Annotated in this window: 17 protein-coding genes and 1 tRNA gene; 11 read left to right on the top strand and 7 right to left on the bottom strand. The window is 45.9% G+C overall.

Annotated features, from left to right (window positions below):
• The first annotated feature begins 21 nt into the window (after positions 1–21).
• From ACIGBN_RS01110 to ACIGBN_RS01090, 5 genes are all read left to right on the top strand, one after another.
• Positions 22–2,604 (top strand): circularly permuted type 2 ATP-grasp protein, encoded by a 2,583-nt coding sequence (locus ACIGBN_RS01110; RefSeq protein WP_396663185.1) that lies wholly within the window; start codon positions 22–24, stop codon positions 2,602–2,604.
• Positions 2,604–3,485, top strand: a complete 882-nt coding sequence (locus ACIGBN_RS01105) for a transglutaminase family protein (RefSeq protein WP_133001874.1) — start codon at positions 2,604–2,606, stop codon at positions 3,483–3,485. Before ACIGBN_RS01110 ends, ACIGBN_RS01105 begins: the two co-directional genes overlap by 1 nt.
• A 142-nt stretch (positions 3,486–3,627) precedes the next feature.
• Positions 3,628–5,013: a DEAD/DEAH box helicase gene (locus tag ACIGBN_RS01100; RefSeq protein ID WP_133001875.1), complete on the top strand. Its 1,386-nt coding sequence runs from the start codon at positions 3,628–3,630 to the stop codon at positions 5,011–5,013.
• A 224-nt stretch (positions 5,014–5,237) separates the two neighbouring features.
• Positions 5,238–8,738, top strand: coding sequence for an ATP-binding protein (locus tag ACIGBN_RS01095; RefSeq protein ID WP_396663182.1), 3,501 nt, complete (start codon positions 5,238–5,240; stop codon positions 8,736–8,738).
• 1 nt (position 8,739) lies between these two features.
• On the top strand, positions 8,740–9,645 hold the full coding sequence (locus ACIGBN_RS01090; protein WP_396663180.1) for a response regulator: 906 nt from the start codon (positions 8,740–8,742) through the stop codon (positions 9,643–9,645).
• 171 nt (positions 9,646–9,816) lie between these two features.
• Here the strand turns inward: ACIGBN_RS01090 and ACIGBN_RS01085 are convergent, their stop codons facing one another.
• Complete coding sequence (locus tag ACIGBN_RS01085) at positions 9,817–10,650, bottom strand: phytanoyl-CoA dioxygenase family protein (protein ID WP_133001877.1); 834 nt, start codon at positions 10,648–10,650, stop codon at positions 9,817–9,819.
• Between the two features lie 98 nt (positions 10,651–10,748).
• Positions 10,749–11,621, bottom strand: coding sequence for a helix-turn-helix transcriptional regulator (locus ACIGBN_RS01080; RefSeq protein ID WP_396663178.1), 873 nt, complete (start codon positions 11,619–11,621; stop codon positions 10,749–10,751).
• Between the two features lie 196 nt (positions 11,622–11,817).
• Here ACIGBN_RS01080 and ACIGBN_RS01075 point away from each other — a divergent pair, with 196 nt between their 5' ends.
• The 3 genes from ACIGBN_RS01075 to ACIGBN_RS01065 are packed head-to-tail and all read left to right on the top strand — an operon-like array spanning position 11,818 to position 15,015.
• Positions 11,818–12,924, top strand: coding sequence for a Zn-dependent alcohol dehydrogenase (locus tag ACIGBN_RS01075; RefSeq protein ID WP_396663176.1), 1,107 nt, complete (start codon positions 11,818–11,820; stop codon positions 12,922–12,924).
• Positions 12,925–12,935: 11 nt separating this feature from the next.
• Positions 12,936–13,745 (top strand): alpha/beta hydrolase, encoded by an 810-nt coding sequence (locus ACIGBN_RS01070; RefSeq protein WP_396663174.1) that lies wholly within the window; start codon positions 12,936–12,938, stop codon positions 13,743–13,745.
• Between the two features lie 43 nt (positions 13,746–13,788).
• Complete coding sequence (locus ACIGBN_RS01065) at positions 13,789–15,015, top strand: ABC transporter substrate-binding protein (RefSeq protein ID WP_396663172.1); 1,227 nt, start codon at positions 13,789–13,791, stop codon at positions 15,013–15,015.
• 80 nt (positions 15,016–15,095) lie between these two features.
• Here ACIGBN_RS01065 and ACIGBN_RS01060 read toward each other — a convergent pair whose 3' ends face one another.
• Positions 15,096–15,704 (bottom strand): short chain dehydrogenase, encoded by a 609-nt coding sequence (locus tag ACIGBN_RS01060; RefSeq protein ID WP_133001881.1) that lies wholly within the window; start codon positions 15,702–15,704, stop codon positions 15,096–15,098.
• Positions 15,705–15,840: 136 nt separating this feature from the next.
• Here ACIGBN_RS01060 and ACIGBN_RS01055 point away from each other — a divergent pair, with 136 nt between their 5' ends.
• Positions 15,841–16,728 (top strand): LysR family transcriptional regulator, encoded by an 888-nt coding sequence (locus tag ACIGBN_RS01055; RefSeq protein ID WP_133001882.1) that lies wholly within the window; start codon positions 15,841–15,843, stop codon positions 16,726–16,728.
• 148 nt (positions 16,729–16,876) lie between these two features.
• Here the strand turns inward: ACIGBN_RS01055 and ACIGBN_RS01050 are convergent.
• Positions 16,877–16,953: transfer RNA gene (locus ACIGBN_RS01050), tRNA-Ile, on the bottom strand.
• A 109-nt stretch (positions 16,954–17,062) separates the two neighbouring features.
• Positions 17,063–17,911 (bottom strand): AraC family transcriptional regulator, encoded by an 849-nt coding sequence (locus ACIGBN_RS01045; protein ID WP_341562285.1) that lies wholly within the window; start codon positions 17,909–17,911, stop codon positions 17,063–17,065.
• A 123-nt stretch (positions 17,912–18,034) separates the two neighbouring features.
• Here ACIGBN_RS01045 and ACIGBN_RS01040 point away from each other — a divergent pair, with 123 nt between their 5' ends.
• Positions 18,035–18,565, top strand: a complete 531-nt coding sequence (locus ACIGBN_RS01040; protein WP_133001886.1) for a peroxiredoxin-like family protein — start codon at positions 18,035–18,037, stop codon at positions 18,563–18,565.
• A 293-nt stretch (positions 18,566–18,858) separates the two neighbouring features.
• Here ACIGBN_RS01040 and ACIGBN_RS01035 read toward each other — a convergent pair whose 3' ends face one another.
• Both ACIGBN_RS01035 and ACIGBN_RS01030 read right to left on the bottom strand, forming a co-directional pair.
• Positions 18,859–19,275, bottom strand: coding sequence for a hypothetical protein (locus tag ACIGBN_RS01035; RefSeq protein ID WP_396663169.1), 417 nt, complete (start codon positions 19,273–19,275; stop codon positions 18,859–18,861).
• A gap of 351 nt (positions 19,276–19,626) precedes the next feature.
• Positions 19,627–20,364, bottom strand: a complete 738-nt coding sequence (locus ACIGBN_RS01030) for a GntR family transcriptional regulator (RefSeq protein ID WP_396663167.1) — start codon at positions 20,362–20,364, stop codon at positions 19,627–19,629.
• 162 nt (positions 20,365–20,526) lie between these two features.
• Between ACIGBN_RS01030 and ACIGBN_RS01025 the strand changes: the two genes are divergently transcribed.
• Positions 20,527–21,354 carry an amidohydrolase family protein gene (locus tag ACIGBN_RS01025; RefSeq protein ID WP_396663165.1) on the top strand — a complete coding sequence of 276 codons (828 nt, stop codon included), beginning with the start codon at positions 20,527–20,529 and terminating at the stop codon, positions 21,352–21,354.
• The last annotated feature ends 41 nt before the right edge of the window (positions 21,355–21,395 follow it).

The following is a 21,395-nucleotide window of genomic DNA, read 5'->3' as shown; positions in this document are numbered from 1 at the left end:
TTTTTTAGGCTCACACGCACTATGCAATCTCAATCTAGTATTCTTAGTACGCCAGCGGATGATTCATCATCCGCTCAGGCGTTATTTTCTGATTATGAAATGCCAATGGATGCTTTTGATGAGGCCTTCACGGAAGATCGCCAACCGCGCCCACACTGGGAGCACTTGCTCAACAGCATTAGAGGTCTCTCTAATGTCGGCATGGTCGATAGACAAGCGCGTGCACAGCGCATACTCCGTGAAGACGGTGCGACATACAATCTAACCAGCGACCCATTAACGCCAAGCGTTTGGTCGCTGGATTTGATTCCCAATGTTATTCAAAGCGATGAATGGCAACACATAGAAGAAGGTTTGGCACAGCGCTCTTCTTTGTTTGACCTCATCTTAAAAGATTTCTATGGCCCAAGAGAGCTGATAAAAAACGGCATTCTGCCGGCTGAAATTCTCTTTAGTCATCCAGGTTTTCTGCGTCAATGTGACAACATCATTACCCCAGGTCCCCACCAGCTGCTGTTGCATGGTGTCGACATGGTGCGCAACAGTAGCGGTCAATTCCAGATCATTGGCGATCGCACACAAGCACCTAGTGGCGCGGGCTACGCACTGGAAAACCGGACCGTCGTTTCACGCGTCATTCCCAGTATTTTCCGCGACAGTCAGGTGCACCGATTGTCGGCGTTTTTCCATTCACTCAAAGGCATGCTTTCCAAACTTGCCAGTGACTGGACCGATAGTCCTCGCATTGTCATGCTCACCCCAGGGGCCTTTAGTAACACCTATTTTGAACAAGCCTATATGGCGAACTATTTGGGGCTACCGTTAGTACAAGGCAGTGACTTAACCGTTCGTAATGGCGCGGTTTGGATGAAATCCCTCAGTGGACTAGAACGAGTCGACGTGATTTTACGGCGTGTTGATGACGCTTACTGTGATCAAGCCGAACTTAGAACAGACTCCATGCTAGGTGTACCAGGCTTATTGGAAGTGGTTCGTGCTGGCAACGTTGCCATAGCGAATCCTCTGGGTAGCGGAGTCCTTGAAACACCTGCGTTATTGAAATTTCTCCCCGAGATTAGCCGTTTTTTAACCGGCTCTGAACTGGCTATTCCATCCGTGTCTACTTGGTGGTGCGGCGATGCGGACGATTTCGATTACGTCACTAAGAATATCAGTGACTTGATTATCAAGTCGGCCATTCGACACCCTAATCAGCCCAGTATTTATGGCCATACACTGAATGAAAAGCAACAGCTAAACACCTTAGCCATGATCAAAAAACAGCCTCATTTGTATACCGCACAAAGCTACATTCCTGGGTCTGTGGCACCGGTATGGCAAGATGGCGGATTACAAGCGAGATCGAGCATTTTGCGCGCCTTCACTGTCTCAGACCAAGGCCATTTTGCCGTCATGCCTGGTGGCTTATCGCGCGTTAGTAATGGGGAAAAAGACACCATAGTCTCCAATCTCTCTTCTTCTAAAAGCAAGGACACCTGGATTCTGGCCTCCGAGCCGGAAAAACAAACCGAGCAGCTGTCAGACAAAGTCATCTTGCAAAATGAAGTTTTGCAGACCAATTTGCCCAGTCGAGTTGTGGAAAACTTATTCTGGATGGGACGCTACGCTGAACGAGCAGAACTCAGTACGCGTTTACTACGCACCCTATTCAAGCAGATGAATGGCATTGACCCCTTGCCCGCTGAAAGCCGTCGCTTGATGCTGGAAATGGTGTCCATACAAACCGGTTGTTTGCCCGGATTTACCGACGCGGACGACGCACTCATTGACACACCAGACAGTGAATTAGTGTCCATCATTACCGATGGCAATCGCCCCGGATCGATCAAAGCGAACTTACAAGCCATGATCAACTGTGGTGAACAAGTCAAAGAAATGCTCTCCGCCGACACTCGTATCATCATTAATGAGTTACGCGATCACATTCACGAACTGGATCGCGCTTACACCAATGGCTTGCCTGCGGCTCCTGAAGAGTCTCTCGACAGCTTGGTTACCTCATTACTGGCTTTATCTGGGTTAAACCACGAAAGCATGTTACGCGGCCTCGATTGGACCTTTCAAGAAATTGGCCGTCGTACTGAGCGCGCGCTGCAAACAGCCACGCTACTGCGTTCATCTTTAGCCAAGCCATTACCAGCGCCGCAACAACAGCAAGTCCTTGAGTCTGTGCTACTCAGTGTTGAGGCGTTGATTTCTTTTCGTCGACGCTACCGCAATCGCGCGCGTGTTGAATACGGATTAGAGCTGCTTATGCTCGATGGCACTAACCCTAGGTCGTTGATTTATCAAATCAATCAGTTGCGTAAGCACCTTAAAAAGCTGCCTCGCAATAATCTGCCAACCTCAGGATTAAGCCCAGAAAACCACTTGATTATTAAGTCGTTGAATGACATTCAACTGGCCGATTTAGACGCTCTCGTTCAAGTGGACAGCAGCACTCAAACACGGCTGCCTCTTGAGCAACTCATGACACAACTATTAGAGCAACTAGAACAGTTTACTGTGTTTATCAGTGACAAATATTTTGATCATACCGCTGGGCCTCATTCCTTGGTAGAAAATAGCTGGGGGAGCCAATAATGCGATACCGTGTACGTCATATCACAAAATACTCATACGGTGCCCCCGTTAGCCTGTGTTACAACATGGCGCATTTATTACCCAGAGACACCCAGCACCAGCGTTGCCTTAATCAAAAAGTACGCATTACGCCACTGCCCGTTTATCAAAACGAAAGCACCGATTACTTTGGCAATCAAACCTTCTATTTTTCGATTCAAGAAGCCCATAAAAAACTCGAAATAGACGTAACGTGTGACTTCGAAATTACCCCTATTGACCTTGAGACCTATCAAGCCAAAAGCACCATCAGCTGTGGTCAATTACGAGCTTTGCTAAAAGCGCCAAGCACACCTGAAGAGCGCTTAGCCAAAGAGTATTTGTTGGACTCCTCTCAAGTGCGTCGTTCAAAAGCACTTCAGGATTACGCCGCAGAAGTGTTTACAGAGGATAAAAATGCCTTAAAAGCGACGCTAGAGTTTACCCATAAACTGTTCAGTGAATTCACTTTTGACCCCAATACAACCACGGTGGCGACGCCACTTGAGCAAGTATTAGAGCAACGCAGCGGGGTTTGCCAAGACTTTGCACACCTTGCCATCGGCTGTTTACGCTCCGTTGGGTTACCGGCACGCTATATGAGCGGTTACCTAGAAACCTTACCGCCGCCTGGTCAAGAAAAACTCATCGGCGTCGATGCCTCACACGCTTGGTTTGCGATTTTCCTGCCGGAACTGGGCTGGGTTGAGTTCGACCCTACCAACGATTTAATGCCCAGCGATCAGCACATAGTGACCGCTTGGGGACGTGACTACGCCGATGTGACACCACTTCAAGGGGTTATCTTTGAAGGCGGTGGCAGCCAACAAATGTCGGTCTCTGTGGATGTACGACGCCTTTAACCTTATTTGTAAAGGTCATCGTACATTTTCCCAACATCGATGACATAGCATGTAAAAGGGATATAGGGTAAGCTCCACACAATCTATACTAGGTAGAACTTCTTTGCCTAGCACCCACCTTTTTTAATAAATGAGAACACCTATGAGTTTCAACGCCCTTGGGCTATCTGCCCCCATCTTAAAAGCCATTGAAGAGCAAGGTTATACCACGCCTTCTGCCATTCAAGCTCAAGCCATTCCAGCCGTATTGGAAGGTCAAGATGTGATGGCTGCAGCCCAAACGGGTACTGGTAAAACCGCTGGTTTCACCTTGCCATTGCTAGAACGCCTAATCCAAGGCGAACCTGCAAAAAGTAACCAAGTCCGTGCCCTTGTGTTAACGCCAACCCGTGAACTTGCTGCACAAGTCGCCGCCAGCGTTCAAGAATACGGCAAACACCTTGCGCTAAAATCCACCGTAGTATTCGGTGGCGTGAAAATAAACCCACAAATGATGGCATTGCGCCGCGGCGCCGATATCCTTATCGCCACGCCAGGTCGCTTGATGGATTTGTACAATCAAAAAGCCGTTCGCTTCGACAATCTCGAAGTGTTGGTACTCGATGAAGCTGACCGCATGTTAGACATGGGCTTTATTCATGACATCAAAAAGATCCTCGCGATATTGCCTAAGAAACGCCAGAATCTATTGTTTTCTGCCACCTTTTCTCCAGAAATTCGTCAGTTGGCAAAAGGCTTGGTAAACAACCCAGTTGAAATTTCTGTTACCCCAAGAAACGCGACAGCCGTTTCGGTTGAACAGTGGCTTCATCCGGTCGATAAAAAACGCAAAACAGAGCTTTTGATCGAACTGATTTCTGAAGGTGAGTGGGAACAGGTCTTAGTGTTTTCGCGCACCAAACACGGCGCAAACAAGATCACGAAATTACTTGAAGCAAGCGGCATTCGTGCCAGCGCCATCCATGGTAATAAAAGCCAGGGCGCACGAACTCGCGCCCTAGCAGACTTTAAAGAAGGCCGTGTTAGAGCGCTGGTTGCGACCGACATCGCCGCTCGCGGTCTGGACATCGAACAATTGCCTCATGTGGTGAACTTTGATCTACCAGATGTGGCAGAAGACTATGTTCACCGTATCGGTCGTACAGGTCGTGCTGGTGCAACAGGTAAAGCGATCTCTCTCGTCGCGGCTGATGAGCTAGACCAACTAAGAGCTATTGAACGTCTTACTCAAAAGTTAATCGAACGCCGTTATGTGGACGACTTTATGCCAACGCATATGTTGCCAGACACCACATTAGACACGCGTCCAATTAAACCAAATAAACCCAAACGCGCTAAGTCACCACGTGACCAGCACGCTGGGGCAAAACAAGGTTCTGGCGGCTCTGCAAAATTCTCTGGCGCTCGTCGCTCTGGAAATGGCGCAAAAGCCGCTCCAAAGGCAGATGTTACACCAGGGCAAGGCATACGCAGCAAGCCGTTAGCGCCTGCTCGTCGTAACCGCAAGCCAAGTCCAGCACAAGACTAACTGCTCACTATCGTGCCGCCCCGCAAGACCATGGGGTGGCACGATGCCTGCAAGATTTCTCACCATCTACCGTTATTACGGACCTATCTGTGTATTTGCATTAAACGACTTCAGTTAATGCGGCTTTTTCACATCTAGAGATACAGTATTGGTGCATTACACTATTCATTCGCACCTTTTTAATGCATGGCGTTACCGCCATTCACTATTCTGTCGAGATGCGCATGCCGGTATCACAAAAAATATTTAAAGTTCGACGCCATTATAATAAATGGGTTGCTGACCAAACTCTGGAAGATTTTGCGTTACGCTACACCTCCAAACAAACCCACACAATGAGCATTGAGCGAGTGGCCAACACCGCCTTAGGCGCCACCGCTTTTCTGGCGCTGGAAGGCCTTGCCGCCGCCATCACGCTCAATTATGGTTTTACGAATGCCATCGCAGCAATTGCTGTCGTCTTACTGGTGTTTTTTATCACCGGCTTTCCCATTGCCTATTATTCTGCCAAGCACGGTTTGGACATTGACCTGCTGACTCGTGGGGCGGGCTTTGGCTATTTAGGCTCCACCATCACATCGCTTATCTACGCAACCTTCACCTTTATTTTCTTTGCCATTGAAGCCGCCATTCTCGCCTCGGCACTAGAAGTCTTATTTAGTATTCCTCTAGCCATTGGTTATGCTCTATCGGCGGTGTTTGTGATACCGATCGTGACCCATGGCATACGGGCAATAAGCCGATTTCAGTGGCTCACCCAATACATTTGGCTGGCGTTGCAATTAACCGCATTGTTGGTTGTGGTGTTCAACGAATACGATCATTTCCAGGCTTGGAGCGAGTACACTGTCCCCGACTTACCCAACAGCGGTAACTTTAATCTGATTCTTTTTGGCGCCGCCGCTTCTATGCTCTTTGCTCTCATGGCGCAAATTGGAGAGCAGGTAGACTACCTTCGCTTTATGCCAGAAAAGACCGCAGAGAATAAAAGACGCTGGTGGTTTTGGCTGATTATTGCTGGGCCTGGCTGGGTGTTTATGGGGGGAATAAAAATGCTGCTTGGGTCGTTTCTGGCCTTCCTCGCCTTTTCAAATGGCTTGCCGTTTGAGCAAGCCGCCGACCCTACTCATATGTATCAAGGGGTGTTCGAGTTTCTTACCAACTCCCCCATTCTCGCGCTCATCATGGCCGCCATCATGGTGTTTATCTGTCAAATGAAGATCAACCTCACCAATGCCTATGCAGGGTCAATTGCTTGGTCTAATTTTTTCTCTCGGTTAACTCACAGCCACCCAGGTCGCGTGGTCTGGTTGGTGTTTAATGTCACCATCGCATTATTGCTCATGGAGTTGGGGATTTACCAAGCCCTAGAGGCCATATTGGGGGTGTTTGCCATCGCCGCGGTAAGTTGGTTAGGGTGTTTGTCAGCGGATCTATTGATCAATAAGCCACTCAAATTAAGCCCTGATTATGTGGAGTTCAAACGCGCGCATTTATACGATATTAATCCAGTTGGCACCGGCTCCATGCTGATCGCGACTATTTTGGGGTTGGTGAGCTATTTGGGCGTGTTTGGCGACACCATGAAAGCCCTGTGTCATTTTGTCAGTCTTGCCAGCTGCTTTGTGTGCGTGCCAACCATCGCTTGGCTCACCAAGGGCAAGTATTATTTAGCACGACAATCGCCCGAATTACTGCCATTGATTCTCCTAGAAGCAGATCAACACCCGAAGATCACCTATCGCGTACTCACTTGTGGCATTTGTGAAAACACCTTTGAAGTCGCCGACATGAGCTACTGCTCAGCGTATCAGCAACCGATTTGCTCATTGTGCTGCTCTTTGGATGTTCGCTGCATGGACAGCTGCAAACCTCACGCCCGCATCAGCCAACAGAGCATCGCGTTTCAACGCATGTTTTTGCCGAAAAAAGTTGTGCGCCTAATCAATTCCCGACTCGGGCGTTTTGCCACCCTGCTGCTGGTGATCAACTTAATTAACGCCGCACTGATGACCTTAATCTATCGGCAAATGGCACCGCAAACGCTCTCCGAAGCCGCCCTATTAAGCCAGACCATGTGGACCCTCTTTTTTACACTCTTAATTGTTTCTGGGGTGCTTTCTTGGCTGTTTCTGCTCGCTCATGAAAGCCGAGTGGTGGCACAAAAAGAGTCCAATCGGCAAACTCGAAAGCTGACGCAAGAAATCGATGCCCACCAGGAAACAGACAAGGCACTACAATCAGCAAAAGAGCTGGCAGAACGCTCTAATGCGGCAAAAAGTCGCTATTTAACCGGGATAAGTCACGAACTAAGAACCCCACTGCAATCGATCATTGGCTACGCCCAACTGCTTTCTGATAAAAATGAAATGCCACCACAACACCAACATGGCTTAGACATTATCCAGCGCAGTGGTCAGTATTTAGCAGACCTGATCGAGGGATTGTTGGACATTTCGAAAATCGAAGCGGGGCGCTTAGACCTGTATCGCAACACAGTGGATTTACCGGCGCTAATTGAACAGCTCTGCAATATGTTTTCGATGCAGGCCACCAGCAAAGGGCTGCATTTCCAACATCACATTCTCGACCCTTTGCCACACTCGGTAATGACTGACGAAAAGCGCTTACGTCAGATTCTGATCAACCTGTTATCCAACGCCATTAAATACACCAAAGCGGGCCGTGTAGATTTTTTTATTCGCTATCGTAATCAAGTGGCGGAATTTGTGATTAAAGACTCAGGCCCTGGCATCCCAGAGCATCAGATGGCGCGTATTTTCGACCCTTTTGAACGGGTTCGTAATGCCGATACCGCCAACTTACCCGGCACAGGTTTAGGCCTCACCATAGTAAAATTACTCACAGAAATTATGGGGGGTGATTTACAAGCCAACAGCCAAGTAGGTGAAGGCAGTGAGTTTACAGTGAACCTAATGCTCCCTTGGGTAAACAAAGAAACCCTACGAGAAAACACCCAACAACGTGTTATTGGCTACCATGGCTTCCAAAAAAAGCTCTTTGTGGTGGACGACGACCCTGTGGTGCGTGGCTTGCTGGCAGACATTTTAGTGCCTCTTAACTTCATCACCTATGAAGCCTACGACGCGGAACATTGTTTGTCTCAATTGCCCGACGTTGCCCCTGATCTGTTTATTTTGGATGTCTCTATGCCCGGCATGAACGGCCTAGAATTGGCCAAAAAACTGCGCCAACAAGGCGTTAAGGTTCCTATCATTATGCTGTCTGCTGACGCCCAAGAACAACATAGACAGCCCGACGAAAAAGCCGCCTTTGATGACTACTTGGTCAAACCGGTCAATAACCAAACCTTGCTTGAAAAAATCTCGGCCAATATTGACCTTGATTGGGTCTATCAAACGCCCATTAATGCGCCAGATTCCGCGTCCAAAACGACGTCTGTCGATTATTGTTCGCCAGTAAAAAACACCTTAAAAAACAACAACAATGACTCAGAGGCTCCTATTCCAGACCATGAACTGATCCGTGAATTGGTCGCCTTCGCTGAAATGGGGTATCGAAAAGGCGTGGGCAATACCTTACAAAAAATAGCGCAATTTGAGTTACTAAACACCGAACAACAGAACAAGATCGAACAGTTTTACAACACCTTTCAATTCGATATCTTGGCCACTTACTTAACCCAACACAGCACAATCGATGCCATGAGCCAAGCTTCTCAAGCAACGCAGGAGACAAAATAACATGATGAAAACGAACAATGACATTGTCTTGGTGGTAGACGACTCTGCCGATGCGCTCAGCTTGATTAACGACACTTTAGAAGCCGCGAATATGGATGTGCTGGTGGCACTAGAAGGCAAACAAGCCCTCACCATCGCCAAGCGCATTCGACCTGATATTATTTTACTCGACGCCATCATGCCAACCATGGACGGATTTGAAACCTGCCGAGCTCTAAAAGCCGACGCAAGTCTGGCCTCCATTCCGGTGATCTTTATGACCGGATTGAGTGACACAGATGACATAGTTCGAGGCCTAGAAGTGGGAGGGGTCGACTACCTAACAAAGCCGATCAAGCCTAGCGAGTTGCTGGCACGCATGAAGGTTCATCTTAATAATGCTCGCCTAACCAGCAGCGCTCAATTAGCGCTGGATAGCACAGGCCAACACCTAATGACGGTGTCCGATGACGGTAATATAATGTGGGCAACGCCACAAACCTATGCGCTGCTTGCCAAGGCACGCGCCTCAACCCAATGGCAGCACAAGGTTCTCACCCAACAACTAAAACAGTGGCTTGATCATCAGCCCGAAATAGACAGTCGTTTGCCACTCAGCGGGTTAGATTATCCATTGTCGGTTAAAATCGTGAGCGCAGAACAAGGACAAGAACGCTTACTCAAATTAGAAGACGGACGCCGCCCCACCGGCCCCCATTTATTACGCCAAGAGTTGGAATTAACAGAACGAGAATCCGAAGTATTGCACTGGCTCGCCAATGGAAAAACCAACCGTGAGATTGCCCAAATACTCGATATGAGCCCAAGAACCGTGAACAAGCACCTAGAGCAGATTTTTCCGAAACTGAGTGTCGAAAACCGCACCGCCGCCGCAGGCATTGCACTAAAAATACTCGCCAACGCCTAGCTTCTCCTTGTCCTCAAAAGCACTCACCAACCTCGGAATAAAAAAAAGGAAGAAGCCAATCTATACAAGAAGTAAAGCCTCTTCCTTAAAGCGGGTACTCAATGAAAGAAAGTACCTGCAGGACTCTTGATAAAACCACGAGAAGAACTCGATAAAAAACGAGAAGCCCCCCTAGGAAAAGGGCTCAATCAATGGGTTAAGTTTGCCATCGGCCATTTCCCCAGGCTGGCGATCTGGCAACCAACGAGTCATATCATCTCGGCGGCCTTTGTTCCAACGCCCTTGGCTATCTGGGTCTTCGATAATTTTGGTGTTATCGGCATACCAAATAATGGTCATGGCTTCACGCATCACATTGGATTGGTTTTCATGGGCTCCGTGCAAACACCACCCCGAATGGAAGGTCGCGTCACCCGCTTGCATTGCACCATGATTAACTATCTCAAAGCCTCGTTTCTGGCACAAATCGCTAAGGATTTTTTCAGATTCATCTGAAATAGGAATATCCCCCAAATACCCAACCTTACCGGTGCCACTGGCAAAATTCAGCGTGCCCATGTTCTTTGTTATATCAATTAAAGGCATCCACATGGTGAGGATTTTATCCGTCTCTAACGGCCAATAATATTGATCCTGATGCCAAGGGGTTAAGCCACCATAAGGCTCTTTGTATAAGGCCTGATCATGATAAATTCGCACCTTGTCTGTGCCTAACAATTGCGCAGCAATACCGGCAAAGCGCTTCGCCATAACAAACTTTGCGACTTCTGGGTAATCTGGCCATAAGTTCATGATTTGTAAGAAGGCTTTACCATAAGTGTCGCGTTCTTCGAGCGGTTTTAGGGCAAGGCGGGATTTACGATCCTCTACAGCGGAACGGATCGCTTGTCGACTCAACGCTACTTGCGGTTCATCACACACGCCATTGATTCGCACATGGCCTTGTTGATTAAACGCCGTGATGGTGTCCTCTGGTACGCTGAGTAGTTGATCAAAACACGTCATGATTGGCCTTCCTCTAACAACATAGATATGCCATTAGATTACGAACTAACAAGCCAAAGAAAAACGCTACTATCGCTCAAAAATATCAAATATTTGCACTAAGATGTTTTAGCCACTGAACGCCCTAACAGCTCATTTCGATACTGTTTTGGGGTGACTGAAAACTGTTTTTTAAACACAGAAATAAAATGAGACGGCGTTGAAAAATCCAATTCATAACTGATTTCTGTGATCGATTTATTGCTTTGTGTCAGCATACGAGCCGAACTGTAAAGCTTATGCCGAATCGTATATTCAGAGAAATTAAAACGAAAAACACTTTTGAAAAGGCGCGAGAAATACGACGTTGAAATATGACAAAGCGCCGCGGCCTCCACCAAAGAAAGCTCAACATAAGCATGATGCCGAAACAGGTCAATCACAGGTTCAAGACGCTCATAGCCTTTGCTTTTAGTAATCGGCTGGGCATGTAAATAGCTGACTGGCTTAGCGTGTTCTACGACCCAAATAATCAACAGCTTCAATAAGGTCAAGCTCATCTCACTGTGTGGATCGGCTTGATAACTCTGCTTTAGCCACGCCACTTGCTGCTGCACGTTGAGCAACTGCTCTTTGCCTAAGCGTAGATGAATGCCAAACTGAAGGAAGTCGGCCTCTTTGCTGAGATTATTATCGTCTAAAAAGGCAGGTAAAAACTGCACAATAGTCCAAGATTTCTGCCCTGAGTTTAATTCAAAATCATGGGTTTCCAGCGCTGGGGTAAAAACAATGTCTTTGTCTTTGAGCTGGGATTCACCTTGCGAGTAAAAGTATGAACCGTCTATTTGATCAAAAATAATAAACTCGTGCACTTCATGAAAATGCATAAAACACGAGTAGCTTTCCCCTTCTTCATAGGCAACGCTATGGACTTCAAATTGGTAGCCTTCTTGAATACAAAAAGGCTCGCAGTAGGTTTGTGTTTTTATCATTATTGTATTTCAACCTGCATCACAACGAACAAAAGTATCAGATATTGCTTATTATCTTTAGCATAGCCAAAACACAGAAAACCACAAATATATGCTATTACGGGACAATCATTTGGCAGAATAGCGTCTCCCTTGCATGTTCTAATCGAGGTTAATGAGTGAACTATCACCCTCTTTTAAGCGTTAAGGAAAAGCCATGCCTCAGGTTCAAGCCATCGTTTCAAACGGCCAAGGTTATTATCAACTTACTCAGATCAACGTTGGCCTACCTGCTGCAGACGAAGTTCAAATCCGCCTAAAAGCCAGTGGCATTTGCCATACTGATTGGGACTCTATCCAACATTGGAATAAACACTTTGTTGTTGGCCATGAAGGCGCAGGCATTGTGTCTGCAGTAGGCGAACACGTTTCTCGTGTCGAGGTTGGCGACCATGTCATTTTAAATTGGGCAATTCCTTGCGGACAATGCTTTCAATGCGCAGAAGGCAACTTGCACCTTTGCGCCAACCATTCCCCTGTCTGTGGTTGTGGGCTTAAAGGGCATGCTCATGCCGCTGCTTGCCAGCATGACACGCGCCCCCTCGAACGTTCCTTTCATTTAGGAACCATGAGTGAAATGACCGTCGTAAAAGAAGCCGCTGTGGTCAAAATTCCTAAAGAGATCCCCTTCCCTACCGCCGCCATTATTGGTTGTGGCGTCATGACTGGTTGGGGTTCTGTGGTGAACGCCGCCCAGTTAAAAGCGGGCAGCTCAGCCTGTGTTATTGGTTGTGGTGGCGTCGGGCTCAATGTGATTCAAGCCAGCAAGGTGTCTGGCGCCCGCATGATCATTGCGATTGATATCACCCAAGAACGACTTGACCAAGCCACACGCTTTGGCGCGACTCATGGCATTATCGCGGATAAAAATGACCCAGATTTTCGACAGATAACCGCTCAGGTGAAGCAACTCACTGATGGCCTCGGGGCCGACTACGCGTTTGAGTGCACCGCGATTCCAGCGCTTGGCGCCGCGCCTTTAGCCTTGATCCGTCATGCTGGCACCGCCGTGCAAGTCAGCGGCATAGAGCAACGTATCGAGTTTGATTGCCAGCTTTTCGAATGGGATAAAAAATACATCAACCCGTTATACGGCATGTGCAATCCGCAACGCGATTTTCCCCGCATTTTGTCGCAATACCAACAAGGCGACTTAAAGCTGGATGAGCTGGTTAGTCTCACATACTCACTAAGCACCCTAAGCCAAGGCTTTGATGACCTGATCCATGGTCGCATTGCCAAAGGCGTCGTGGTGTTTGATTAAGGGCACAAATCATGACAATCAAACGCTTAGAAGTGTCCAACCCCATTTACACACCCGATAACACGCAGTTTTTGACGATTCATTCATCTCATCTTGAACGTCGCCATGATGTGTCTGTGTACAACGTGAACACCCAAGGGCAAAACGTCCCGATTATTTTGCTGCTGCATGGCGTCTATGGGAATCATTGGGTATGGATGCATTTAGGCGGCGTTCATCTGGTGTACGAAACCGTAAAACGCACTCACAATCTACAGGATTTCGTTTTGGTGATGCCTTCTGATGGCGGCTTGCACGACGGTTCCGCTTATTTGCCAATGCACAGCGGCAATTACGAGCAATGGATCATGCAAGATGTACTCGCAGCCGTTATCCAAAGCGTGCCATGCGTTTCTGAATCCAGCCGTATTTATCTGACCGGCCTGTCGATGGGAGGCTACGGCGCATTACGCCTAGGAGCAAAGTACTGCGAGCAAATTAGCGCTATTTCCGCACACTCCGCCATCACCAAGATCGAGCAAATGAGTAACTTTACCAAGACACCGCTGACCCAATATCGTGGGGATAATAACGAGCAAGATAACCTGCTTTTTTGGTGTCAGAAACACGCTGCCACGCTGCCTCCTTTGCGCTTTGATTGTGGCGTAGAAGACCCTTTATTTGACGCCAATGTCGAGTTGCACCAGAACCTAGAAAAACTCAACATAGCACATCAGTTTGAGCGTTTTCCAGGAGAACATAGCTGGCCTTATTGGCATCAGCAGATTGAAAAGACATTTCAGTTTTTTCATCACATCGAGTCACAGAAGCAAGCAATATAAAACAATCAATGCCATCCTAAATAAAAAGAAAAAAGGAACCGTCATGAAGAAACTCTCCGCACTATTAAGCCCATTGATACTGGCCGCCGCACTGGCAGGCTCAGCCCATGCCGATACTCTTGTGATCAATTCGGACCAAGCCGATTCCGCACCAAAAGCGGCCTTCGAAAAGATCATTAGCAAATTCAAAGCAGAAAACCCTGACATCGACGTAAAGTACAACCTCTACGATAAAGAAGCCTATAAAACCGCCATTCGTAACTGGTTAGCGACCTCACCACCAGATGTTGTGTTCTGGTATGCGGGCAACCGTATGAAGACCTTTGTCGATCGGAACTTGTTTGACGATGTCAGTGATATCTGGGATGAGCTCAACCTCAAAGAGAGCATGCCGTCTTCTTTGTCTTCCATGACAATCAACAATAAGCAATGGGGCATTCCCTACACCTACTACCAAGTAGGCGTGTATTACCGCAAAGATTTGTTTGAAAAGTATGGCCTTTCTGAGCCAAAAACATGGCAAGACTTACTAGACGCCAGCGCAACACTAAAAGCCAATAACATTGCCCCCATCGCCATTGGGACAAAATTTCTATGGCCTGCTGCCGCTTGGTTCGACTACCTAGATTTGCGCCTTAATGGGCTTAAATTTCACATGGATTTGATGGAGGGTCGCATCGCTTATACTGACGAGCGAGTACGTAACGTATTCAAATATTGGCTAGAGCTGGTGAAACCAGGCTACTTCTTGGCCAATCATTCCTCTTACTCTTGGCAAGAAGCACAGCCTTTCCTATACAATGGCACAGCGGCCATGTACTTGATTGGTAACTATATTGCGCCGAATTTCCCTAAAGAACTGGATGGAAAAATGGGCTTCTTTCAATTCCCCATCATAGATCCTAACGTTCCTGTCGCGGAAGACGCGCCAACCGACACCATTCATATACCCGCCAAAGCTCACAATAAAAAAGACGCTCGGAAGTTTCTTAAGTTTATGGCGCGGGCAGAGAACCAAACCTTGGTCAACGCTGCTTTGTTGCAAATCCCCACTAACAAACACGCCTCTGCGGTGGATAACTACTTCTTAAACAAAGGCGTAGAAGTATTAAGCAACGCCAGTGGCACCGCTCAGTTCTATGACCGTGACACTCACCCTAATATGGCAAAAGAAGGCATGAAGGGCTTTCAAGAATTCATGGTCAAACCTGAACGTCTTGATAAGATACTCAATCGCCTAGAAAAAGTTCGTCAACGCACGTTTAAATAAGCCAATAAAAAGCCCATGAAACTTGTCTCAACAGACGCTTCATGGGCTTTATCATTGATATGGTCTATCTCGAGAACAGCCTAGTCTGCAGTAACAAACGCTGCGGTATCAAACGCTTGACCAGTTTCTGTGGCTAGAATCGCGTGGCGATACGCTTTTGCCGTATCCGCTGCTGACACGCCTTCTGCCGTCTCCATGCCCATTTGCTCTAGGGTTTCTTTTAAGAATCTTGGGCTTACCGTATTCACTCTAAGCTCACCGGCTAACTCTAATGCAGCCGCCTTAGCAAAAGAATCTAACGCCGCATTCACTAGACTAACAGCCGATGACCCTTCGATAGGATGCTGAGCCAAATAGCCAGAAGTAAAGGTCATGCTGCCGCCTTTTTTAACGTACTCACGACCAGCCTGAAAAAGGTTAATATGCCCCAAAATCTTGCTGTTTACCGTCGTCGCAAACTGCTCATAATTAAGTTCTTTGATGGGACCAAAGGCGATCTGACCTGTCGTTGAGATGATGGCATCTACCATACCGATTTTTTCAAACAAGGCATCAAGAGCGGCTCTGTCTTCAATGTCGACTTGATAATCACCGCCACTAAAACCCACTTTTACAACATCAAATTCGCTTAATTCTTTCGCTACCGCTGAACCAACGGTGCCCGTCGCTCCGATTAAAACAATCTTCATTTTAGTCTCCACTATTCATAAAAATTTAAGATAGTGAGGATCTTACTCTTGATTTATAATGCGAAAAATATCAACAATATAATTTCACTTGTCATTTTTACTGAACAATTAAATCTCGAAAAAGAAGCGAAGCTTAATGGACATCATCAAATCAATTCAAATATTTCAACAGGTTGCAAAAGAGCAAAGCTTTACTCGAGCAGCAGAGCAATTAAATTTGGTGCCATCGGCGGTCAGTCGACAAATTAATGAGTTGGAAAAGTGGCTGGGGATTCGCTTAATCAACCGTACCACTCGTTCTTTGCACCTAACAAAAGAAGGACGCGATTATTTAGAAAAAATGGCATTGATATTGGATCAAGTTGAGAGCCTACAACAGAGTCCGCAGAACCCTCAAACGCTAAAAGGCAAATTGCGCATCACAGCCCCGATGATGATTGGTCAACACATCCTGCCCGAGATACTCTCTGGCTTTAAATCTCAGCATTCTGAAGTACAAATATCGCTTTCTCTGATGAATCGAAAAGTCGATTTGATCGAAGAAGATTATGACCTTGCCATTCGAGCAGGCCACTTAGCAGACTCAAATTTATACGCCCGTGAGCTAGGCCACATCGCTTTCAAAACCGTTGCGGCGCCCAGTTACCTCGACACTCGCCCACCTCTGCTTATGCCAAAAGACTTAGCGGATCATAACTGCTTGATAAATACAGCACTCACAACACCAAAACGTTGGCGTTATAAAATAGAGGATAAAAATAAAATGGTGAAAGTGAATGGCGATCTAGAAACCAACGAATCATTATGCCTACTCACCTTCGCAAAAGCCGGACACGGTGTGGCGCTGTTACCAGAACTGTATGTAAATCAAGATATTGCAGAGGGAAGCTTGGTCGAAGTCCTCGCCGATTTTGCGCCAGAACCATTACCAGTGCACATTTTATATGCTTCGAACCGCTTTCTTAACCCGACTCTCAAAGCCTTGATTAGACATATTAGTGATCAGTTTAATCACCGCCTATAATCAATCAATGACCCAGTATGTGGGCCATACAGCATAGGGGGAGAACGGAAAAGACTGAGTGCTATAACAAGAAATCGAGCTTATTTTGGCCAATAAAAAAGCCCCTAGAAGGTCAGTTTTCACTAACTTTCTAGAGGCTTATTTTATATGGTGGGCCTGCCCCGACTTGAACGGGGGACCTGCCGATTATGAGTCGGATGCTCTAACCAACTGAGCTACAGGCCCTAAAAACGATCCGCATTATAGCTATATGCGCAACCAATGCCAAGATGGTTTTGCCTGTAAATTCAGTCTAATACAGAAAAAAGGCTACTTTTCTTGGCGTACTCAAGGTTCACGACTGACGAATTATCGCCCCAGGAGCAATACCCATTACTTTTTTAAAGGCGCGGCGAAACGCGGCTTCGCTTTGATAACCTAACTCATCACAGAGAAGTGCTAGATTGCTCTCCCCTCTTTTTATACGCTGAGCCGCCAGGCGCATGCGCCATAAGGTAAGGTAGGCCATCGGCGTAATGCCCATGGTACTTTTAAATAGGCCGCTGAACGCCGAGCGCGACATGCCTGCTTGTTGTGCCAAACTGGCCACTTGCCACGCTTGCTGTGGGGATTCATGAATAGCCACGATGGCTCTGGCGAGTTTGGCATCGCTTAACCCTGCGAGCAGACCAAATTGTACTTTTTTGGCCTGCATGAAAGATCTCAACAGATGCACCAAATGCGCTTCTGCCAATCGCTCTAAGACAATTTGAGAGCCACAACGCAACTGGGTGATTTCAGTAAGCAATAAAGTATTTAACGACAATAATTGCTGGGCGATCTCATCGCCTCTTTCTACCTTGACCCACTGCCCTGCAACGTCTAAAAGCGGATTGAGTGCTTTTTTGCCAAAATCGTACTCACAGATCAGCAGTTTGTTTGCCTCACTATGATTCTCTGTAGGCGCTTTTGAGAGCGATGTGTCAAATGCAATACCAGACGCTAACCAAACCCCATCACCGGTTTTTAAGGTGATTAGCTGATTGTCTTTTGCTCGTAGAGTCAACTCTCCTTCCATCATGTACAGCCAATAACTTGCGTCCGGAGAAAGGGGCAAATGCCCTTTTTCCTCCAAAAAAAGGCAACTGCTCACTGAGGTGGCTTTTGGACGAAACGCGCTTAACACAGAAGAAAGTCGATCCATTGTTTACCTAGCCTTATGAAAATACGATCTGCAATACATTTAGGATTATAAAACACCTATCGTATCGAATTTTATCGTAGTATGCCCTTATAGTAAAAATCAACGAAACATGAGGAGATACCAATGGTTGTACTAAAGCCTAGAGCCGCTACTCCAGAGTTAGCGCTTAACACTCTAACAGGCACTTGGTCTTTGGCTGAGCAAACGCCAGAGAATTTCACCATGATCGTCGTTTATCGTGGCCTACATTGCCCTAAATGCCGTGACTACCTAAAAGAACTAAGTCGTTTAGCCGATGACTTTATCGCAAAAGGTGTGAGTATTATCGCCCTTAGTAGCGACACTCAAGAACGCGCGCAGCAAGCTTCTACTGACTGGGCGATTGAAAATCTAACCATGGGCTACGGCTTAACGCCTGAGCAATCACAAGCATGGGGATTACATCGCAGCGCTGGACGCGGATTAACCAGCATCGGAATTGAAGAACCGGCTGAGTTTACTGAACCAGGATTTTTCCTTGTTCGCCCTGATGGTACTTTATATTGGAGCAATATCAGCACAATGCCATTTGCTCGACCACACTTTAGAGAAGTTCTAGGTGCTGTCGATTTTGCTATTAATAAAAACTACCCAGCCCGTGGTGAATTAATTTAATAGCTAACATCAAATATTAAAAACAAATATTTAAAAAAAGCGAAATCCTTTTTGGGTTTCGCTTTTCTTCGTTTTTAAAACACATTAAAAAAACTCTCTTCCACTAAACAAACAAAACACTTCAAACAAAAAAAACCACTTCAGCAAACCATTATTTTAGCGATCACTTACTTTAGAAAAATATCAATTACTTAATAAAAACATCAATTACTTAATAAAAAAAGCACATCTATAAAGACATGCTTTTTAAAAATTTACATTTGCTTTCTGTTAAGAAAAATCGATATAACCGATTACTTACCCAGAGAGAATTTGTTGTCGTAGTCTCTAAACAGGTAAAGAGCCACAATCGCCGCCAGCATCGGCCATGCAGCATAAAAGAGTAAGTTTGATCCTGCCCAAGGGTCTAGGTAACGCCCAAAAGACACTAGAGTAGAACTTAAGTGCATGATTAATATAATTAATGTTGCCCATCTTCTCTGAAAACCTACCAAAAAGCTCAGCACCAAAGCAAGTTGTAAGGCTCCCATGATATAAGCAATACTGACGCTTATGTCAGGAATTGAATAGAAAACTTTCATGACAGCAGCGGAATGGCTAGGATTCACAAACTTATCCACAGTCCACATAATTAGCACAATAAACACACTCAGTCGCAGCCCCAATAGGCTCCACTCAAGCTTTTCTTTCGATATGGTAACGGTACTCATTTTAAAAACCCTTCAACAGTCATTAATATCATAAAGCTTTGACAAACGATAATTTATGCATTCATCCATACCGCAACCATTATTTAGTTTATTTGCATAAAGCTTTCAAAAAACAACTGCACTTTAAAAAGAATAGAGTAAGAAAACAATACTCATCAATTGAGATGATCATTTTTATCTCTTTCATGCTATTTATTATTAAATAAAGAAAAGATGGGGATTTATTTACAATCTAAGGAACTTATATTAATTTCTAAAATCGCCGAAATGCTGGCATTTATAGACATGATTTTTTACATTTATGCGACCAACACGTCTACCCCAATAGTCTGCCAACCCAGATAAAAAACACTATGAAATATTAACTTGATAACGAAAGGTTTCAGCTGGGCCTCTAGAAATTCGATATTCTAACGGAGTTTTATCATAACTGTAGGCAACCCGTTCAATAACAGCCACAGGGCGACCTTCGTCAATCCCCAGTACGCTTGCTGTTTCCGGCATCGCAGACTCAATGGACAATGTTTCTGTTGCTGAAGCCACCAGCAAACCACACTGTTTCTCGTAAAATGGATAAAGTAAGTTACCAAACGATGTTAACTCAATGTCGGATAAGCTTGCGAATAAACTCTCAGGCAACCAGATTTCTTCTGTTAACACGACACTATTATCTAGCACTCTATTACGCTCTAGGCGAATCGTAATTTCATTAGGCTTAATTTTTAATGACTTAGCAATATGCTCCGGTGGCAACACAAGCGTACGCGAGAGTATGTTGCCGGTCGGTATCGATACCTTTCCATCCGAAGAAACCTGTCTAAAAAAGCGAAATAAAGATGAAGAAAAATCAGGCCGACGCACAAAAGTGCCACGCCCTTGGCTGCGATAAAGCACACCGTCTGCCACTAAAGTATCAACCGCCTTACGTATCGTACCAATAGCTACGCCGTAGTGTTTAGTTAGCTCTGCTTCTGTTGGTATAGCAACATCAGGCAGCCAGACTCCACATTGGATGTTCTTAAAGATCTCATCCCTTACTTGCTGATAAAGCGGCAAACGCTCATCGTGGCCACACTTCGATAGCTCCATTCGTTTTTAGGCTCCTAAAAGGCAATTATTTTAATAGTCGGTACTGCCTGCGTCCATGATTATTGACTCGATTATATTTTATACATATAGTCATACATTCATATATATGAATTTAAAGATACAGCAATAAATAATGATAATAACGACAAAGGTACAAGCTTCATGGCTACAAACTTAACTCAACCTATTTTAGGTATTGATACTCACGCTCATATCTTTCGTAGTGACTTGCCCATGGCGGAAAACCGCCGCTACGCCCCTGAATACAACGCGTTAGCGTCATCTTTTATTGATAATTTAGATGCGCACCAGTTGTCTCATGGGGTATTAGTTCAGCCCAGTTTTTTAGGTACCGACAATCGTTTTATGTTGGACGCACTACACAAATATGCAGGGAGATTAAAAGGCATTGCCGTCGTTGACCCCAGCATCAGCGATGCTGATCTGGATATGCTGGACAGCTCTGGGGTGGTTGGTGTCCGCTTTAACTTAATTAACAAACAGCTTGAGGACTATAGTAGCCCTAGATGGCGCGCTTTTTTAAGTAAAATTCAGCAAAGAAATTGGGCTATTGAAATACAACGTGGGATTGAAGATCTTAGCCAGATTTTACCTAGTATTTTAGCTGCTGGTGTCGAAGTGATTGTTGATCATTATGGGAGAACAACTCGTAAAATTGACCCAAATAACAAGCAGCATACTGAGTTTTTAGCACTACTCAAAAGTAACGCTATATGGACAAAAATATCCGCCCCGTATCGCTGCCACGCAAGCCTCAGTGATGCAGAGAAAATGCTAGAGGTATTGAGAGAAGCTTATGGCCATTCTGACCGCTTATTGTGGGGAAGCGATTGGCCTCACACTCAGTTTGAGCAGCAAACAAATTATTCAGCACAATACGAGATACTAACTCGACTATTACCAGATACTGAAGAAAGAAATAAAGTGCTGATTCATAACCCTGCTAGCCGATTCCGGTTTCAATTTTAGACCCTTTCCATAAGATAACAATAATACCAATAGGAAATTAA

The organism is Marinomonas sp. NPDC078689 (genome assembly GCF_044542435.1).
Classification (GTDB): domain Bacteria; phylum Pseudomonadota; class Gammaproteobacteria; order Pseudomonadales; family Marinomonadaceae; genus Marinomonas; species Marinomonas arenicola.
Note: the sequence above shows the minus strand (reverse complement) of the source record. Positions and strands in the feature narration are given on the sequence as shown.

Excerpts from the sequence above, each read along its gene's own strand:
- ACIGBN_RS01060 (WP_133001881.1), bottom strand. The coding sequence starts at position 15,704 with ATGAAGATTGTTTTAATCGGAGCGACGGGCACCGTTGGTTCAGCGGTA.
- ACIGBN_RS01100 (WP_133001875.1), top strand. The coding sequence starts at position 3,628 with ATGAGTTTCAACGCCCTTGGGCTATCTGCCCCCATCTTAAAAGCCATT.
- ACIGBN_RS01105 (WP_133001874.1), top strand. The coding sequence starts at position 2,604 with ATGCGATACCGTGTACGTCATATCACAAAATACTCATACGGTGCCCCC.
- ACIGBN_RS01090 (WP_396663180.1), top strand. The coding sequence starts at position 8,740 with ATGATGAAAACGAACAATGACATTGTCTTGGTGGTAGACGACTCTGCC.
- ACIGBN_RS01035 (WP_396663169.1), bottom strand. The coding sequence starts at position 19,275 with ATGAGTACCGTTACCATATCGAAAGAAAAGCTTGAGTGGAGCCTATTG.
- ACIGBN_RS01045 (WP_341562285.1), bottom strand. The coding sequence starts at position 17,911 with ATGGATCGACTTTCTTCTGTGTTAAGCGCGTTTCGTCCAAAAGCCACC.
- ACIGBN_RS01055 (WP_133001882.1), top strand. The coding sequence starts at position 15,841 with ATGGACATCATCAAATCAATTCAAATATTTCAACAGGTTGCAAAAGAG.
- ACIGBN_RS01065 (WP_396663172.1), top strand. The coding sequence starts at position 13,789 with ATGAAGAAACTCTCCGCACTATTAAGCCCATTGATACTGGCCGCCGCA.
- ACIGBN_RS01040 (WP_133001886.1), top strand. The coding sequence starts at position 18,035 with ATGGTTGTACTAAAGCCTAGAGCCGCTACTCCAGAGTTAGCGCTTAAC.
- ACIGBN_RS01085 (WP_133001877.1), bottom strand. The coding sequence starts at position 10,650 with ATGACGTGTTTTGATCAACTACTCAGCGTACCAGAGGACACCATCACG.
- ACIGBN_RS01075 (WP_396663176.1), top strand. The coding sequence starts at position 11,818 with ATGCCTCAGGTTCAAGCCATCGTTTCAAACGGCCAAGGTTATTATCAA.
- ACIGBN_RS01025 (WP_396663165.1), top strand. The coding sequence starts at position 20,527 with ATGGCTACAAACTTAACTCAACCTATTTTAGGTATTGATACTCACGCT.
- ACIGBN_RS01070 (WP_396663174.1), top strand. The coding sequence starts at position 12,936 with ATGACAATCAAACGCTTAGAAGTGTCCAACCCCATTTACACACCCGAT.
- ACIGBN_RS01080 (WP_396663178.1), bottom strand. The coding sequence starts at position 11,621 with ATGATAAAAACACAAACCTACTGCGAGCCTTTTTGTATTCAAGAAGGC.
- ACIGBN_RS01110 (WP_396663185.1), top strand. The coding sequence starts at position 22 with ATGCAATCTCAATCTAGTATTCTTAGTACGCCAGCGGATGATTCATCA.
- ACIGBN_RS01030 (WP_396663167.1), bottom strand. The coding sequence starts at position 20,364 with ATGGAGCTATCGAAGTGTGGCCACGATGAGCGTTTGCCGCTTTATCAG.
- ACIGBN_RS01095 (WP_396663182.1), top strand. The coding sequence starts at position 5,238 with ATGCCGGTATCACAAAAAATATTTAAAGTTCGACGCCATTATAATAAA.